This is a genomic window from Methanobrevibacter thaueri (assembly GCF_003111625.1).
Taxonomy (GTDB): Archaea; Methanobacteriota; Methanobacteria; order Methanobacteriales; family Methanobacteriaceae; genus Methanocatella; species Methanocatella thaueri.
Genome location: NZ_MZGS01000016.1, coordinates 1 through 18101, shown reverse-complemented (window position 1 = coordinate 18101; position 18101 = coordinate 1). Strand labels below are relative to the sequence as shown.

Sequence of the window (18101 nt, the reverse complement as noted above, 5' to 3'; positions counted from 1 at the left end):
AATCGTTTCACGATTTTCACATGTTTAAATTGTTGAACGGAGGAACTGGCTTGAAAAATTATAAAGTAATTGCATTATTCTCACTATTGTGTCTGTTGATTCTGATACCTGCAACATATGCTATGGACAACCAGACAGCTTTAGAAGTAAGTAATGAGACTAATGTGATAAGTGAAGAGTATTATTTCGACGCTAATGTTGAGAATGATACTGGAAACGGATCTCAGGACAATCCATACAAGGAACTCACCTCAAATAGAGTTAAGGACAATTCCATTATTCATTTGAGTGATGGAGAATATCCATTGGACGCTCAGGTCATGAGTAAAAATATAACTCTGATAGGTCAAAATCCAAAAAACACTGTTGTCAAATATAATAATAATGTTGGATTTTTTGCTGATAGTTCAATTACTCTTAAGAATTTGACTTTGGTTGGTTTGGCTATTTCCGACAGTTCCAATTCAATTATTAACGCTACAAATGTAATTTTCAAAGGTACTAAAATCAGTTCAATAAGTGTTACTTTTCCCAATACAAAAATATATCTGGAAAACTGTACCTTTTTGAATTGTAGTGCAACATCAGGTGGTGCAATCAGCATCACTAAGGGTAGTTTGGAAATCATTGACTCCTTTTTCATTAATAACTATGCCGAACGGTATGGTGGTGCAATTTATCTTCACGAAGCGAAATTTATCAGCAGAAATGTGGCGATAATCAATTCCACATCCATAATGGGCGGTGCGATAACTGCAGTATATACAAATCTGAATCTCACCAATGTGACAGCAAGAAACAACCATGCGAAGTATAGTGGCGGTGTAATTTATGCGCTTTTCGGTTCTTTCTGCCTTAACAACTCCACTTTTATCAACAATACTGCAAAAGACGGTGGAGCGCTGTTCATTGATGAGGTGAACAATTTCATAGCATTCAACAACACTTTTACTGATAACACTGCAGGAAGCATTGCGGGTGCAGTCTACTCAGCAATCAGCAGAAATCTGAATCGCACATCCATTTTGAACGAATCATTAATGAATTCATTCTTCAACAACACTGCAAGCTATGAAAATGACGTTTATGAATGTGAAGCAATCAATCTTAACTATAACTCTTCTCAAAATTACCTGCTTATACGATCAGGACCTTCATATGATTCTGATTTACCTTCCAGTTATGATTTGAGGGATTGCTATGTCACTCCGGTTAAGAGCCAGGGTTCAAACGGAAACTGTTGGGCATTTGCCTCATTGGCTTCACTTGAATCCTGCATTTTAAAGGCAACAGGATGCACCTATGATTTGTCCGAAGAGAACATGAAGGATTTGATGTCCAAATTTTCAAGTTATGGCTGGCAAATGGTAACAAACACAGGAGGATATGACCGTATGGGTCATGCTTATCTTGTAAGCTGGATGGGACCTGTCAATGAAACTCAGGACAGATATATCATAGGAGAAGTGTTGTCTCCAGTTTTAAGCAGCATTTTCCATGTTCAAAACATTCTGTTTTTAACAAGGACAAGTTACACTGACAATGATGAAATCAAAAGGGTAATAATGAGCTATGGTGCTGTTTCAACAAGTATCCACTGGTATCAATCAGGTCCTGAATCCGAAAAGGATGGATATACTAATTATTATATTAATGGAAAAAATATTTATTGGTATAGGACAGATAAGGGGGCAAACCATGCTGTTGCAATTGTCGGATGGGATGACAACTATTCAAAAAATAACTTCAAAACAACCCCTCCTGGCGACGGTGCTTGGATAATCAAAAACAGTTGGGGTACCGGCTCAGGTGAAAACGGATATTATTATGTTTCATATTATGACACATCTTTAGCTCCTTTAAACAAGCCTTATAGTACATACGTGTTCCTGTTCAACGAGTCAATAAAATACGATAAGAATTACCAGTATGATGTAAGCGGAAGGACTGATTTCTTTTTAAACGAGTCAAATACAGTATGGTACAAGAACAGATTCACTGCAACAGACAATGAGTGGTTAACTGCAGTTTCAACCTATTTTGAAAAGAACACTGCATGGGATCTGTCAATATATGTGAATGATGTTTTAAGACATGTCCAGTCAGGCACTGCAACTCTTAGCTATTCAACAATCGAGTTGAGCAGCTTCATTCCACTTGCCGTTGGTGATGTCTTTGAAGTCGAATTCAAGATTACCACAGATAATGAGGCAAGCGTTCCTATTTCCGAAGATATAATTGCCTCTGGCGTTCCAATCAATAAGCAGCTCTTTTATGAAAACATTTCATTCATAAGCTATGACGGTGAAAACTGGACTGATTTGTACGGTTTACATTGGGAATATTCATCCCATACCTATGCAACACAGGTAGCCTGCATAAAGGCATTTACAATATTAAATGAGGTCAACACAACCACTGAACTCTCCATAAATGTTTCCGACATGTTTGAAATCCAAACTCAGGTTTTAAATCAATATGGTAATCCAGTAATAGGAGGAAATGTCACATTCACTATTAACGCAAACGATTATGTTGTCAGTGTTGTCAATGGATGGGCTGCACTGAAAATACCATTGGGTATCGATGAGTATGAAGTTTCAGCAGTATATGACAACACAGGTTACATTTCATCACAGGATACCATTAAGTTTAATGCATCAGTGATGAATACCAGCATTTCCTTGGAAATTAATGAGCATAATCCTATTAACATCACTGCTCACATCTTTAATGAGTATGGGTATGCCGTAAATTATGGAAATGTCACATTCACTATTGATGATGTTCCATATACAGTAGACATTACCAACGGTACCGCAACACTTATTGAAGAGTTCAGTATGGGCAAACATAATGTTTCAGCTGTTTTCAATTCAATTTATTATTATAACTCATCAAGAACTTTTCAGGAGTTTGATGTTAGCATTATTGGTACAAAAATCACATTGGCAATCGATAATGATTATAACCCGGTTGTAATGTGGGTTAAAGTCACCGACCAATACGGCAATGCTATGGATATAGGCAATGTCACATTCATTGTTGATGATACTCCATATACAGTCAATGTCACTAGGGGAATTGCACAGTTTACCCATTGCTTTAAAGATTTGGGCTTAAATAATGTCTATGTGACCTACAATGGAATTGAAGATTATTATGATTCATCAAATTCATCAGCAAATCTTACCGTAATGACCACTATACTGTCAAATGACGATACTAAAACCTATAATTCCAGATATTCATTTACCCTACTGGACAATTACGGCATTCCGTTGAGGGATACACGCGTTCTGGTCACAATCGGATCCAACAATTATGAGGTTATCACTGATGGAAATGGTGTCGGCAATGTTGTCATCACTTTAAGTCCTGCCGTCTATTCTGTTAAAATCACAAACCCTCTTAATGGTGACGTTAGGGTTCAATCCATTAAGGTTGTCAAAAGAATAACCGGAAATAATGATTTGACAGTCTATTACGATGCCGGAAAATACTTCAAGGTCAGGGTCTTTGATGATAATGGAAATGTCTCCAAAAACGTTAAGGTGACATTCACAATAAACAATAAGAAATACACAAGGACAACCGACAATAATGGTTATGCATCATTTATGGTCTCATTGAATCCAGGAAAATACACCATAAATGCGGAATATAATGGATTTAAGGTATCAAATAAAATCACAGTCAAAACAACATTGGTTACCAAAAACATCAAGGTCAAAAAGGGAAAGACCATCAAATTCACAGCCAAACTTGTAAACAAAAATGGTAAAATCCTTAAAAATAAAAAGATCACCTTCAAATTCAAAGGAAAAACCTATAAGGTCAAAACAAACAAAAAAGGTAAAGCCATTTTAAAAATTACCAAAAAATATAAAAAAGGAAAATACACCATAAAAACAAGCTATGGCAAGTTACAGATTAAAAATAAAATAAGAATTAAATAAGGTAAAAACCTTATTTATTTGCTTTAATTAATTTTCGAGCTGCTTTTATGTCAGTATTATATATGTGGCCTGAGGTTGAGTGGTAGTGAACTCCGCCGAAGTTTATTTTTTCACCGACAATTTCCTTGTTCACCTCTTCCTTCATCTTCAATCCCAGGTATGCTATGAAGAACATGTTTGAGTAGAACGCTCCGAAAATGTCGTTGCTTCTGAATATGCAGTGGATTGTGAGTTCATTGTCACGAACAAGGCATTGGAGGAACTGGAGACATGGGATGTCTTCCTCTTCTGCATCCTCAATAGGGTTGATTGTGACTGCAACGGCACGGTTTGATCCGGTTGCGGTCAGGATTCTTTTTTTCATGCTTTCGAATTGGTCAACGTCAAAGTGTGCGAAAATACGGTTTGGGTATGTGTAGACGAATCCTTGGGTGTTGTTGATTATTTCAGGGTCTTCCACTGATTGCACATATTGATACAGTGCATCGCTTTTGATTGGGCATCCTTCGAGGTCGTACTTTCCGGATTTGATGTCGTCCAACATCATTTCTGTGGTGTAGTTTTGGTATTTTGCCCTGAATTTCAAGTCCATTGGGTCGTCGATTATATAGAAGTTTCCAAGACTCTCCAATAAATGATGGTTTGAGTCCTTATAGGTTTCCTTTCCGCTTTTTAAGATTTTATCTACAAAATCTAAATAACATTGATTAATACTTAACATATAAAACAGTCCTTTTAAATTAATTAATGGTATGTATTTGTTAATATATATGTTTTATTTTTTAGAAAATTCATCGGTTCATGTAGATTGTCCTATCCATTGGTTCCGATTTGATAGTCTAAGACAATTATATTGAAGAAATGTGTTTGAATTTTGATGGAAATTGTGTTTCTTTCAATTTGATAAACGATAAATTCAATTATTTGAAGGTTAATTTTCGGTTTAAAAATAAGTAAAGGTAAAATATGCTAGCAAGCATATTTTTCCATTAGTCCAAACAAGTCCTTAGCCCAATCGGTGGAATCCTGCTTTGTGATATTTTCTGGAATCTCATAAACGAAGGTAGGATATCCTGCCTGTGCGATAGGCTTTGAAACAAGGACAGCTGATGTTGACTTGTATGACTCATTGCCTGTTCTCGGATAGTATCTGAAATCGGTGGTATTGTTGATCTTTTCGGCTATCTTAACGGAGGCATTGTCCATCTCAGGTGTTGCCAGGTAGAATCCCTCACCGTACCAGTCCATATGTGAATGGCTGATTATTACGCAATCAGCGTCTGATTTTGTAACATCAGGATTTACGAAGTCATGGACAAGGCTTTCACCGTTTGCACGGCTCTTCTTGTAGTCTTTAGGATTTTTTGTCACGTTTACCTGATAATGAATTATCTTGACGTCATCCCTTCCATCAACATATTCCTTTGCAGCCTTGATTTCAGGACCAATGGATAATTTTTCCCTTGGATGAATTCCTGTAATCAATGCAATTGAATTATTGGCACTCATGTTGCCGTAAACTATCTTTTCAACAGTTCCTAAACTGTTGTTTCCGATAACTTGATATGGGGAATGTTCCTTTTTGTATTGCTCACTGTAAATCATCACTCCCAAAAGCAACAGAAGAACCACTATAAGAATAATCTTGGTTTTCCTTTTCAAAATTTCACCCTTAATTGATATTATTCTCTTATAGTTTAAAAGTTTTTCATTGAAAATAAGTAGGATGAGGTAAAAAAAACAGTATTGATATTGTCCAGCGCAATCAGTTAAGTTTGCACCAGACAATAATACTTTTGTATACTGTTTTTTTCGTGTTTTCTCCCATGTTTTATAAAACAAGTTTACTAATCTGCAAATTATGAAAAACATCGCAATGTTTTTCAATTATAATTTATATTTCTTTAATTATTTAAACTTAATGAATAAGACTAGTTTTTAACTAGCCTTATCGTCTGGAAATTCTACAACTAAATATAGTTTTTTCTTTTTATTGTAAAGAAATGGGGAATGTCTTTACATTATCTACTTTGTCTGTAAGATATAAAACATTTTTGTTGGATTTTAAGTCAATTCAACGAGTTTAAGTCAATTTTGATGTGAAACTGCAAGGATATTTGTTCATTGTCATCTTAATGATTTTCCTAAACATTCGGCAGTTTTTTTTCAATTTTTTTACCATTTTAAATAATTTAAGGTTAATCTTAAATATATTATTGAATATAGTTATTAATACTTAAATTATTTTAAGTGTAAATTCAAAAAAGCGTGAAAGATATGACAAACGAAGATTTTGCAAAGAAAATAAAAGACATTAGAGCTAGACAGGACATGTCTATAGAAGACCTCGCAGAGAGAAGTGGCGTAAAGCTTGAAGTTTTAGAGGCTATGGAAGCCGGAGAAGTTATCCCTTCATTAACCCCATTGACCAAGATGGCAAGGGCTTTAGGGGTAAGGCTCGGAACATTCCTCGACGACACACCGGAACTCGGACCTGTAGTTACCCGTGGCGGCAAGACCGAAAACTCCCTGTATTTCTCAGGCCGTGAGGACGTGACAAACGCAACCAACCTTGAATTCCACTCATTAGGTGCAGGTAAGATTGACAGGAACATCGATCCTTTCATGATTGATATTCAGTATGAGGAAGGAGAAAAGGAATTATCCTCCCATGAAGGTGAGGAATTCATTTACGTATTAGAGGGAGAAATTGAAGTAATCTACGGAAAGGACACTTTCTCAATCGGTGAAGGGGACACCATATTCTATGACTCAGCGGTTCCGCACCACCTTCACGCAAAAAGTGAAAATGGCGCTAAGATATTAGCAGTGCTCTACACTCCATACTAGGTTGGTGATTTGAATGAATAAAATAACTTTTAAGCCAAAAATTGATAGATTTTACACAGCTGATTTAGATTTACACTTGAAAACATTGCAATTGGAATTGCATTAATGATTTGTATTTTGGTTAGTTATTTTATTAAGAGATTAGAGGTGAAAGTATGAGTGAATTATTTACAGAACTTCCATTAGGAAAGTTTTACGAATCAATGGTTGAAAAACAACCTGATCATGAATTTATCGTTTATCCGGACAGAAACTTAAGATTTACATATAAGGAATTTGATGAAAGAGTAGACAATCTGGCAAAAGGAATGCTGGCTATCGGAATTGAAAAGGGAGACCATGTTGGAATATGGGCAAAAAACGTGCCTGAATGGCTTACCTACATGTTCGCAACCGCAAAGATAGGTGCAACAATAGTCACAGTAAACACAGCATACCAGTCACACGAACTTGAATATGTGCTCAGGCAATCCGACATGAAGGCATTGGCGATGACCGACGGATTTAGGGACACAAGCTACTTCGACATCATCAACGAACTGGTTCCTGAACTCAAGACCTGTGCAAGGGACCATCTTGTTGCTGAAAAATTCCCACATCTGAAGTTCATTTTCCACGTGGGTCAGGAGAAGCATCGCGGAATGTACAACACCAATGAGCTTCTGCTGCTTGGAATGAACTATGACGATGACGAGTATCAAAAGGTTAAGGACTCCGTAACACAGCATGACGTAATCAACATGCAGTACACATCAGGAACAGAAGGGTTCCCGAAAGGAGTAATGCTTACAAGCAGAAACATCGTCAATGACGGTTACTACATTGGGGAAAACATGAACTACTCCCCTGCAGACAGACTGCTTCTTCAAGTGCCGCTGTTCCACTGTTTCGGAACAGTTCTCGGTGTGATGGCTGTCATCACCCACGGTTCAACAATGGTTGTCCTTGAGGAATATGACCCTCTTTTAGCCATTTCATCAATCCAAAAGGAAAAGTGCACATCCATTTACGGCGTTCCGACAATGTTCATCGGAATGATGAACCATCCTATGTTCGAGATGTTCGACATGAGCTCACTTAGAACAGGCATCATGGCAGGTTCAACATGCCCTGTCGAAACAATGAAGGATGCCATTGAAAAGATGAACATGAAGGAGATCACCAGCGTATACGGACTCACAGAGGCGGCACCTGGATTCACACAGACCAACGCTGCAGACTCATTCGAGAAGAAAATCAATACAGTAGGCAGGAAATTCCCTAACATCGAGGTTAAAATCGTTGACCCTGAAACCGGTGAGGAACTTGGTCCTGGAGAGACCGGTGAAATCATGTGCAGAGGATTCAACGTGATGAAGGGATACTACAACATGCCTGAAAAGACCGCAGAAACCATCGAACCTGACGGATGGCTCCACTCAGGAGACCTTGCGACAGTTGACGAGGACGGATACTATTCAATCGTAGGCCGTATCAAGGACATGATCATCCGTGGAGGTGAAAACATCTACCCTCGTGAAATCGAGGAGTTCCTTTTCACCCACGAATGCGTACAGGACGTTCAGGTTGCAGGAATACCTGATGAGAAATACGGTGAAATCGTAGGGGCATTCATAATCAAGGAAGATGGCTTTGATGATGTGACCGAAGCGGACATCCGTGATTTCTGTATCGGATCCATTGCAAGATACAAGGTTCCTAAATATGTCTTCTTTGTAGACGAGTTCCCGCTCACCACAAGCGGAAAGATTCAAAAGTATAAGCTTGGCGACTTAGGCCTTAAACTTTTGGATGAAAGACGAGCTAACGGAGAATTGTAAATTCTCCCTTAAATTATTTTTTTTAATTATTTTTTTCTGATTTTTAAGAAATTCATTTATCTTTTTTTCATGACAGTTATATTTTACACACATTTTTGCCATAAAATTATAAAGTTTATATACTTTCAAAAACTAATATAGAACTCGTAAAGGAATGTATTATTCTTTGTTCTAATTGGCTGTTTAGTCTTTAGAATGATTTATATGCATTTTTTTATGATTTAATCATATATTTTGATTAAATTGGTATGATAAATTATATTTATTATACGGGTAAGTAAAAAATTGTATTCAAATGGAGGAGATAATATCAAGATTAAAAATACGATTGTATTTATTTTGATATTATTCTTGTTCGTATCTTTAGTGGGAGTAGTTTGCGCATCGGAAGATTCAGCAACGAATAATATTACATTAACTGATACGGGTGATTCGATATCGCAGTCGACGTCGAGTGACTCTTCGATGGATGAGCTACAGATTAGTGAAGATGATGAGATTTTATCTGTTGATCATGACCTCTCAGGTTCTACACTTCAACAGATCCAACAGTATTTTGACAATGGAAATGTAGCTGAGGGCGATACCGTTTATTTAGGAAATAACGACATTACTTCTTCCTGGAGTGATTATAATGGTGGACCAATCAATGTAAATGTTGCAAATATTGTTATTAGCGGAGGTAGTATCTCCAATCCTAATGGATTTTCAACAATAAATGCAAATACTGGTAAAGTATTTAGCTTTAATGCACCTGGAATCACTCTAAATAATGTTAGAATTTTAAATTCAAATGGTGGTAATGGTCCTGCTTCAGCTCTGTATATTGATGCTTCAGATTGTACAATAAACAATTGTTTATTTGATAATTGTCAATATCAAGGGGGTGGAGCCGTTCATATTAGTGATGAAGGAACAAATACTGCATTCAACAATTGTAATTTCACTAATAATGTAGGAAGACACTCTAACAGCGGTGGAGCTGTTTTTATAGAAGCAAATGATTGTGAATTTACTGGTTGTAATTTTGAAGAAAATACTGCTGCTCATGGTGGTGCAATACATGTTGCTTCCGGAGGTAATTTAAAAATTGATAGTTGTAATTTCACGGAAAATACTGCTGAAACTTGGGGTTATGGTGGTGCCATCAATATTGTTGGTGATGGAACAGGATTCACAATAACCAATTCTAAATTTAAAAAGAATAGCGGCGGTATGGGTGGTGCAATTCATGCTGGAAGACCGGAATTAACTGTAATAAATTCTGAATTTGAAGAAAATACTGCTACAAATGGAAACATTGGTGGTGGTGCTATAGATATTGCACACGATGATGCAAGTTTGACAAACTGTAATTTTACAGGTAACTCTGCAGTTAATGGTGGAGCCATCTATATTGAAGATGACTGCCATAATGCAGATATGAGCTACTGTAATTTTACAGACAACACCGCTAATTCAGGTAAAGCAATTTACGCTTACGGTAGTGCTGACGGTAAAGTTTCAAACTGTGAACTTGGAGGAGTAACAGATTTAAGTGTTGTCGCAGGATATCCTGTGTTGACATTTACATTAGCTACTGACTATTCCAATATTGTTGTCGGAAACATTGAAGGAGCATCTGGTGAGGAAGGTTCTAAAGTTCCTTTACCTAATGAAGAAATTCAATTGGAAATCCGCAATTCTAATGGGGATTTAGTAGATACTGTTACTGATTTTACTGATAGCAATGGTCAAATCACTTATGATTATTCACATCTTCCAATGGATAGTTATACTTACACCGCTACTTATTTAGACGGTAAAACAAAAGAAGGTACTTTTGGTATTGTGAATGTTGAAGGTGATGCTTTTTCCGATATTCAAAGAGCAATTGACAATGCCGAAGCCGGTGCTATTTTAATGCTAAAAGATATCACTTATTTAAATGATATTAGTGATGAAATGGTAATAAATAAGCCAATTTCAATCATTGGTGTTGACGGCACTGTATTGAATGCTGAAGGAAAATCCGGAATATTCACTATAAATAATGTTGATGGTGTAACTCTCCAGGGTATCACATTCATCAATGGTGACAATACCGATTATGGTGGTGCCATTGATGTAGTGGGAAGTACCAATGGAGTAGTCGATAATTGTACCTTTATCAACAACACCGCTAATATCGGTGGTGGTGCTGTAAGAGTAAACAATGATGCTGCAGGCTGGAATTTCTACAATTCCACTTTCATTAATAACACAGCATTAAGTACTCTCGGAGATGGAAGAGGTGTTCCAAACGGTGGAGGAGCTATCTGGTCCTGTGTTCAGGAAGTAAGCGTTTATGGTTCTTCTTTCATTAATAATAGTGGTTCATATGGTGGAGCTTTAAGAGGCTCATTCAACACATATGATTCAGAATTAATAAACAACACCGCTTTCAACGGTAACGGTGGGGGTATTGACGTTACAATCGACGATATTGTAAGTCCAAGACCATCATTACGTTACATAAACACAACATTCATCGGAAACACCGCTAAAGGAGACCGTGCCGACGAAAGGGCACAAGGTGGTGCTCTTCACATGTATCATATTGAGCATGTAGACATTGTGGATTGTGAATGTTACAATAACACTGCAGACAGAGGTGGAGCAGTTGATTTATTTATTATTGCAACTGTTTCAGTTGAAAACAGTACATTTGAAAACAACACCGCTATTTCTGAAGGTGGTGGATTTTTCATCAACGCTACATCTTCACCTACAGAATTCAGAAATTCTGACATATCAAACAATAGGGCAGGTACCGACGGTGGTGCTATTTATTTGATTACAGAAGGTGCATTTTTCGACAACATTACCTCAAATAACAACACCGCTGCTCGCGGTGGTTCCTCATTCATTAGAGGTAACAATGCAGTCATACAGAATTCCACATTCTGCAACAACAGTGCTATTTATAACGGCAATGAAGAGTCAGGTATTGGTGGAGGATTAGATGTACTCGGTAATAACTGTAGATTCACTAATGTAACCGCTAATAATAACAATGCAAGCCTTGGTGGTGCAGCATTTATTCGTGGAGACAATACTTTAGTAGATAATTGTACATTAAACAATAACAACGCTACTTTGCGTGGTGGAGGATTAAATGTTGCTGGTGACAATTGTAACGTAAATAACGTTGACGTGTCAAACAACCGTGCTGGAACTGATGGTGGAGCTGTATACGTTAAAGGTAACGATGCAACATTTGTTGATGTATACTCATTCAACAACACCGCTAACAGAGGAGGTTCCACATTTGTTGATGGTAACAATGCAGATGTACACAACTGTACTTTAGTTGGAAACAATGCTTACAATTCTTCTTCTACCGGATTAAGCGGTAGGGGTGGTGGATTGGACCTTGCCGGTGACAACTGTAAGGTTTACGATTTGGAAGTGTCCAACAACCACGCTGACGGAGAAGGTGGAGCTGTCTACATCAAAAGTAGTAATCTTAACATCTACGACATCAATTCAGTAAACAACACCGCTCAATTAGGTGGATCAACCTTTATTGAAGGTAACAACATTGTCGTTCACAATTGTACTTTAGACGGAAACAATGCTACCCTTCGTGGTGGAGGTCTAAACATTTTAGGTAACAACTGTACTGTATACGATGTCGATGTATCCGATAATAATGCTGGTACTGATGGAGGTGCTGTATACGTTAAAGGTAACGATGCAACATTCTATAATGTAACATCATTTAACAACACTGCTTCTCGCGGAGGTTCAACATTCATTGAAGGTGACAACGCATTGGTTCACAACTGTACCCTAGATGGAAACCAAGCTCTATCCAATGGAAGTGATAACAGCGGTAGAGGTGGTGCACTGGACATCGCTGGTAAAAACTGTCAAGTCTATGACTTGGATGTTTCAAACAACCATGCCGACAATGATGGTGGAGCGATGTACATTAAATCCAATGATTTAGAGGTTTATGATATTCACTCTGTCGACAACTCTGCAAATCGTGGTGGATCAACATTTATTGAAGGGAACAACACTGTTGTTCACGATTGTATTTTTGACGGAAACAACGCTACTTTGCGTGGTGGAGGTCTAAACATTTTAGGTGACAATTGTACTGTTTATAATGTTGATGTATCCGATAACTATGCCAGTGCCGAAGGAGGTGCTGTATACGTTAGAGGTAACGATGCAACATTCACTAATGTAACATCCGTAAACAACACAGCTGCCAAAGGAGGTTCCACATTTATTGAAGGAAACAATGCTGATGTTCACAACTGTACTTTAGATGGAAATAAAGCACTTTATAACGGAACTGAGGGTTCCGGTAGAGGTGGTGGAATCGACATCGCTGGTGATGACTGTAAAGTTTATGACCTTGAAGTGTCAAATAACCACGCAGACAGAGAAGGTGGAGCAATATACATCAAAACCGATGACTTAAACATTTACGAAATTGACTCACTCAACAACACCGCTAGCCGTGGAGGATCAGTATTCATTGAAGGAAATAACATTACTGTATCAAATTCAACATTCAGTAATAACCAAGCTATTTTCAATGAAAGCGACCCTGACAATTCAGGTATCGGTGGTGCAATCGACGTATTCGGTAATGACTGTAAATTCATCAATGTTACATCCGTAAACAACACTGCTTATCGTGGAGGTTCAACATTTATACGTGGTAACAACACTATTATTAAAGATTGTATCCTAGACAACAACACTGCTACCTTACGTGGTGGTGGTTTAAATATTGCAGGAGACAACTGTACAATAGAAAATGTTGATGTATCCAACAATAATGCAGGTCTTATGGGTGGTGCTATTTACGTTAATTCAAATGGTACTACATTAACCAATATTGTTGCGGACAATAACACTGCTGAACGTGGTGGTGCTGCATTCATTAACGGTACCAACATTATCGTTAGAGATGGTGAATTGAACAACAACAAAGCTATCTTCAACGAAAGCAATCCTGAAGCTTCCGGTTTAGGTGGTGGATTTGACATTGTCGGTGACAATATCCTTGTTGATAATGTTCACTCAAACAATAACTCCGCTTATCTTGGAGGTTCTACATTTATTCGTGGTGATAATGTAACCGTTCAGAACTGTAACCTGGACAACAACTCCGCTACCTTACGTGGTGGTGGTATTAATATTGCAGGTGACGGTTGTAATGTTGAAAATGTTAGTGTATCCAACAATAAGGCAGGTCTTATGGGTGGTGCTATTTACGTTAATTCAAATGGTACTACATTGACCAATGTTATCGCTGATAACAACACTGCTGAGCGTGGTGGTGCTGCATTCATTAACGGTACCAACATTATCGTTAGAGACGGAGAGCTGAATAACAATAGAGCTATCTTCAACGAAAGCAGAAATGAGACTTCCGGTTTAGGTGGTGGATTTGACATTGTAGGTGACAATATCCTTGTTGATAATGTTCACTCAAACAACAACTCCGCTTATCTTGGAGGTTCCACATTTATTCGTGGTAGTAATGTAACCGTTCAAAATTCCAACCTTGACAACAACTCCGCAACATTAAGAGGTGGAGCTTTAAACATTGGCGGTGGTGAAGGCTGTCAAATTCTCAATGTAAGTTTATCCAACAACGAAGCAGGTACTTTAGGTGGTGCTGTTTACGTTGTAGGTGATAAATCCGTATTTGATAATGTTACTTCTGTTAACAACACTGCTCAGGAAGGAGGTTCCTCATATATAGCTGGTGATGAGGTTGTTGTTAAGAACTGTAACCTGAACAACAATAGTGCTACTATAAATGGTGGTGGTTTGGACGTTGCGGGTAACAACTGTACTTTCGTTAACGTGACTTTGTCCGACTGTAACGCTGCTAAGGATGGTGGTGCTGTTTACGTTAAGGGTAACAACACAGTCTTCGACAATGTTACTTCCATTCATAACCATGCTGAACGTGGTGGTTCTTCATTTATCGAAGGTAACAACATTATTGTTAAAAATTCTGATTTGAACAACAACACCGCTGATGTTCGTGGTGGTGGTTTGGACGTTGCAGGTGACAACTGTACTTTTGTCAATGTGACCTTGTCCAACTGTAATGCTACCGAAGAAGGTGGTGCTGTTTACATCAGAGGAAACGAGAATGTCTTTGAGAATGTTACTTCAGTAAATAACCATGCTTATTTGGGTGGATCCACCTATGTTGCAGGTGATGACAACGTTGTTAAAAACTGTACTCTTGTTGACAATACCGCTGATTTTGGAGGAGGTGCAATAGCCATTGAGGGAAGTAACAGTATCTTCACAGGCAACAACATCTCCAGAAATTCAGCATATATGGGTGGTGCTATCTATATTGATGGTGATAACAGCCTATTCACATACAACAACATCACCTTTAACGAAGCTCACAACAGTGAAGAGTTTCCATCATTCAGTTCCGGAGGAGCTATGGCGATACAAGGGGCAAACACCAATTTCACCCACAACAACATTTCATCCAATTTAGCAGATGAAACTGGTGGGGCAATGGTATGTTATGGTGAAAATCTTTACATGGAAGATATCTATGCTTTCAACAACACTGCAGAAAATGGTGGTTTTGCTCAAATCATGTATGCCAACGATTTAATTATCAAAAATTCCACATTCTACAGCAACCATGCTACCGGAGACATCGACAGGGACAGAGGTGAAGGTGGAGCAATTCACGTTTCATACTCTGAAAACATTGATGTTCAAGGTAACTTTACATATAACACTGCTACAAACGGTTCTGCAATATATGTACAGGATTCCACATTGAGGGTTCATGATTCAAGTTTCTTTGACAATCAGGCTAAATCCTATCTGTTAATCATTGATTATGACAGGTGGAACAGTACAGCTAACTGTACTGTGAAAGGCGTTTGCAATTGCAGCTGCAATTGTTCAAGTCATAATACACGGAATCGTGAAAACACTATGAATAGTGTACATAATAGAATGTTAGATTCAATGCGGGCCAATGGAATGATTGATGTCATCCGTGCAAGCAGTTATGATGAGTGCGAATGTGGCTGTGGCTGCTCTGGAAATTGTTCAAGTGAAGGTAAATGCAACTGTTCTTGTGAAGACTTTAAATACATTGCAACAATTTATGAGGGCGAAAACATTACAATCATCGTTTATCATAAAGGTGGAGACAACATTGCTAATGCAATTTATAATCAGGAAAGTGATGTTACTGTAAATAACATCAGCTACCCATTCTATGCTATGAATGGTACTGAAATCATTAAGCATACTCCAGCCGAAGACATAAACCCTGTTATTGGGCCTGAAAACAGCCATGACGGTGAGGACATCTATCAATATCCTTTCGAAAACAACCAGATTATCAGGATTATTGTTTATGATGAAGGGGGCAATGTAGTAAAAGATGTCACATATGCTGAAATTAATAAGACTGACATTTATGGTGCTACAACATTGCTTCTTCAAGGCTTGAAAAAAGGAAATTATACTGTTGAGGCAATTTATAGGGAAAGTACCTATTACACTGCCATTGAAAACCGTTCCTCATTCAGAGTCGTACCTCATGAGTTGGTTGAAAAGATTACATTAAACAGTACTGTTTTCCTTGGAGAGGAAGTTCAGTTTGTAATTGTTTTAAATAATACATTTAATGAAACTTTACATAACATTACAGTTACTGAAATCTTCAATTCATCTCAATTGCAGTTAGTTGACTACATTAACCATACTCAATGGACTAGAAATGGTACTGTTTTCACATATAATGGTAGCTTGAGTACTAATGAGAGTGCTTATTTAACAGTTATCTTTAAAACTCTAGTTACAGGTACCATAATCAACACAGTAAATGTGACAACTAATGAAACAGGAAACAAGACTTTCCAAGCAAGGAATGAAACTAAAGTTCTTAAATTGATAGATAAGTTGACTGTAAATAAGACTGTTTACGTTGGAGAGGAAGTTCAGTTTGTAATTGTTGTAAATAATACAAATGATATTATTTTACACAATGTTACAGTTACTGAAATCTTCAATTCAACTGAATTGCAGTTTGTCAACTATACCAATCAGGATAAATGGTCCAGAAATGGTAATGTTTTCACATATGACGGTAGTTTGGCTGCAAATGAATGTGTCAACTTCACTGTCATATTTAAGGCATTAGTTAACGGTACTTTAATCAACACAGTTAATCTAACTACTAATGAAACAGGAAACCAAACTGATACAGCAAGTAACAACACTACCGCTTATAAACCTAACATGACTGTTGAAAAAGTAAGTTTAAACATTACAGATTTCGTTGTTGTTAATGATACTGTTGCGTTTAATATTACTGTAACCAATACTGGTGATTGTGTTTTAGGTAGTGTGAATGTGACTGATGTGTTCAATGATTCTGAGTTTAGATATCTTGGATTTGTTGGTGCTGATTGGTCTGTATCCCAGGACAATAGGACTTTCTTCTATGGTCAAGATCTTGGTATTGGAGCTAACGCGACATTTACTATTTACTTTAAAGCTTTAGTTAATGGTACTTTGGTGAATAATGTTACTGCTAGGTCTAATGTTACTAATGATACCAATGACACTGCTAATGTTACTGTTTACAGTCCTAACATGACTGTTGTTAAAGTAAGTTTAAACATTACAGATTTCGTTATTGTTAATGATACTGTTGCATTTAATATTACTGTTACTAACACTGGTGATTGTGTTTTAGGTAGTGTGAATGTGACTGAGCAGTTTGATGCTAACAAATTTAAATATCTTGGATTTGTTGGTGCTGATTGGTCTGTATCCCAGGACAATAGGACTTTCTTCTATGGTCAAGATCTTGGTATAGGGGCTAACGCGACATTCACTGTTTACTTTAAAGCTTTAGTTAATGGTACTTTGGTGAATAATGTAACTGCTAGGTCTAATGTTACTAATGATACCAATGACACAGCAAATGTAACCGTATACAGTCCTAACATGACTGTTGTTAAAGTAAGTTTAAACATTACAGATTTCGTTGTTGTTAATGATACTGTTGCGTTTAATATTACTGTAACCAATACTGGTGATTGTGTTTTAGGTAATGTTACTGTGACTGAGTTCTTCAAACCTTCTGAATTTAGGTTTATTAGGTTTGTTGGTGCTGATTGGAGTAGTGAGGATAATGTGACATTTAAATACCTTAAACCTCTTGGTTTGAATGGTAATGCTACATTCACTGTTTACTTCCAAGCTTTAACTAACGGAACTCTTGTAAACAATGTTACAGCAAAATCAAATGTTACAAATGATACCAATGACACAGCAAATGTAACCGTATACAGTCCTAACATGACTGTTGTTAAAGTAAGTTTAAACATTACAGATTTCGTTGTTGTTAATGATACTGTTGCGTTTAATATTACTGTAACTAACACTGGTGATTGTGTTTTAGGTAATGTTACTG

Annotated in this window: 6 protein-coding genes; 4 read left to right on the top strand and 2 right to left on the bottom strand. The window is 37.3% G+C overall.

Annotated features, from left to right (window positions below):
- Positions 1-20: 20 nt before the first annotated feature.
- Complete coding sequence (locus tag MBBTH_RS02030; RefSeq protein WP_116591382.1) at positions 21-3959, top strand: C1 family peptidase; 3939 nt, start codon at positions 21-23, stop codon at positions 3957-3959.
- 10 nt (positions 3960-3969) lie between these two features.
- Here the strand turns inward: MBBTH_RS02030 and MBBTH_RS02025 are convergent, their stop codons facing one another.
- Both MBBTH_RS02025 and MBBTH_RS02020 read right to left on the bottom strand, forming a co-directional pair.
- Positions 3970-4680: a thymidylate synthase gene (locus MBBTH_RS02025; RefSeq protein WP_116591381.1), complete on the bottom strand. Its 711-nt coding sequence runs from the start codon at positions 4678-4680 to the stop codon at positions 3970-3972.
- A gap of 248 nt (positions 4681-4928) precedes the next feature.
- A complete protein-coding gene (locus MBBTH_RS02020; protein ID WP_133241926.1) occupies positions 4929-5621 on the bottom strand; it encodes a hypothetical protein in 693 nt (230 codons plus the stop codon).
- 615 nt (positions 5622-6236) lie between these two features.
- Here MBBTH_RS02020 and MBBTH_RS02015 point away from each other — a divergent pair.
- The 3 genes from MBBTH_RS02015 to MBBTH_RS02005 all read left to right on the top strand — a co-directional run.
- Positions 6237-6809 carry a helix-turn-helix domain-containing protein gene (locus tag MBBTH_RS02015; RefSeq protein WP_116591379.1) on the top strand — a complete coding sequence of 191 codons (573 nt, stop codon included), beginning with the start codon at positions 6237-6239 and terminating at the stop codon, positions 6807-6809.
- A gap of 155 nt (positions 6810-6964) precedes the next feature.
- Entirely contained in the window at positions 6965-8629 is a 1665-nt protein-coding gene (locus MBBTH_RS02010) for an AMP-binding protein (protein WP_116591378.1), read from the top strand.
- Between the two features lie 465 nt (positions 8630-9094).
- The coding region (locus tag MBBTH_RS02005) for a right-handed parallel beta-helix repeat-containing protein (protein WP_133241925.1) at positions 9095-18101 on the top strand (9007 nt) is incomplete at its 3' end.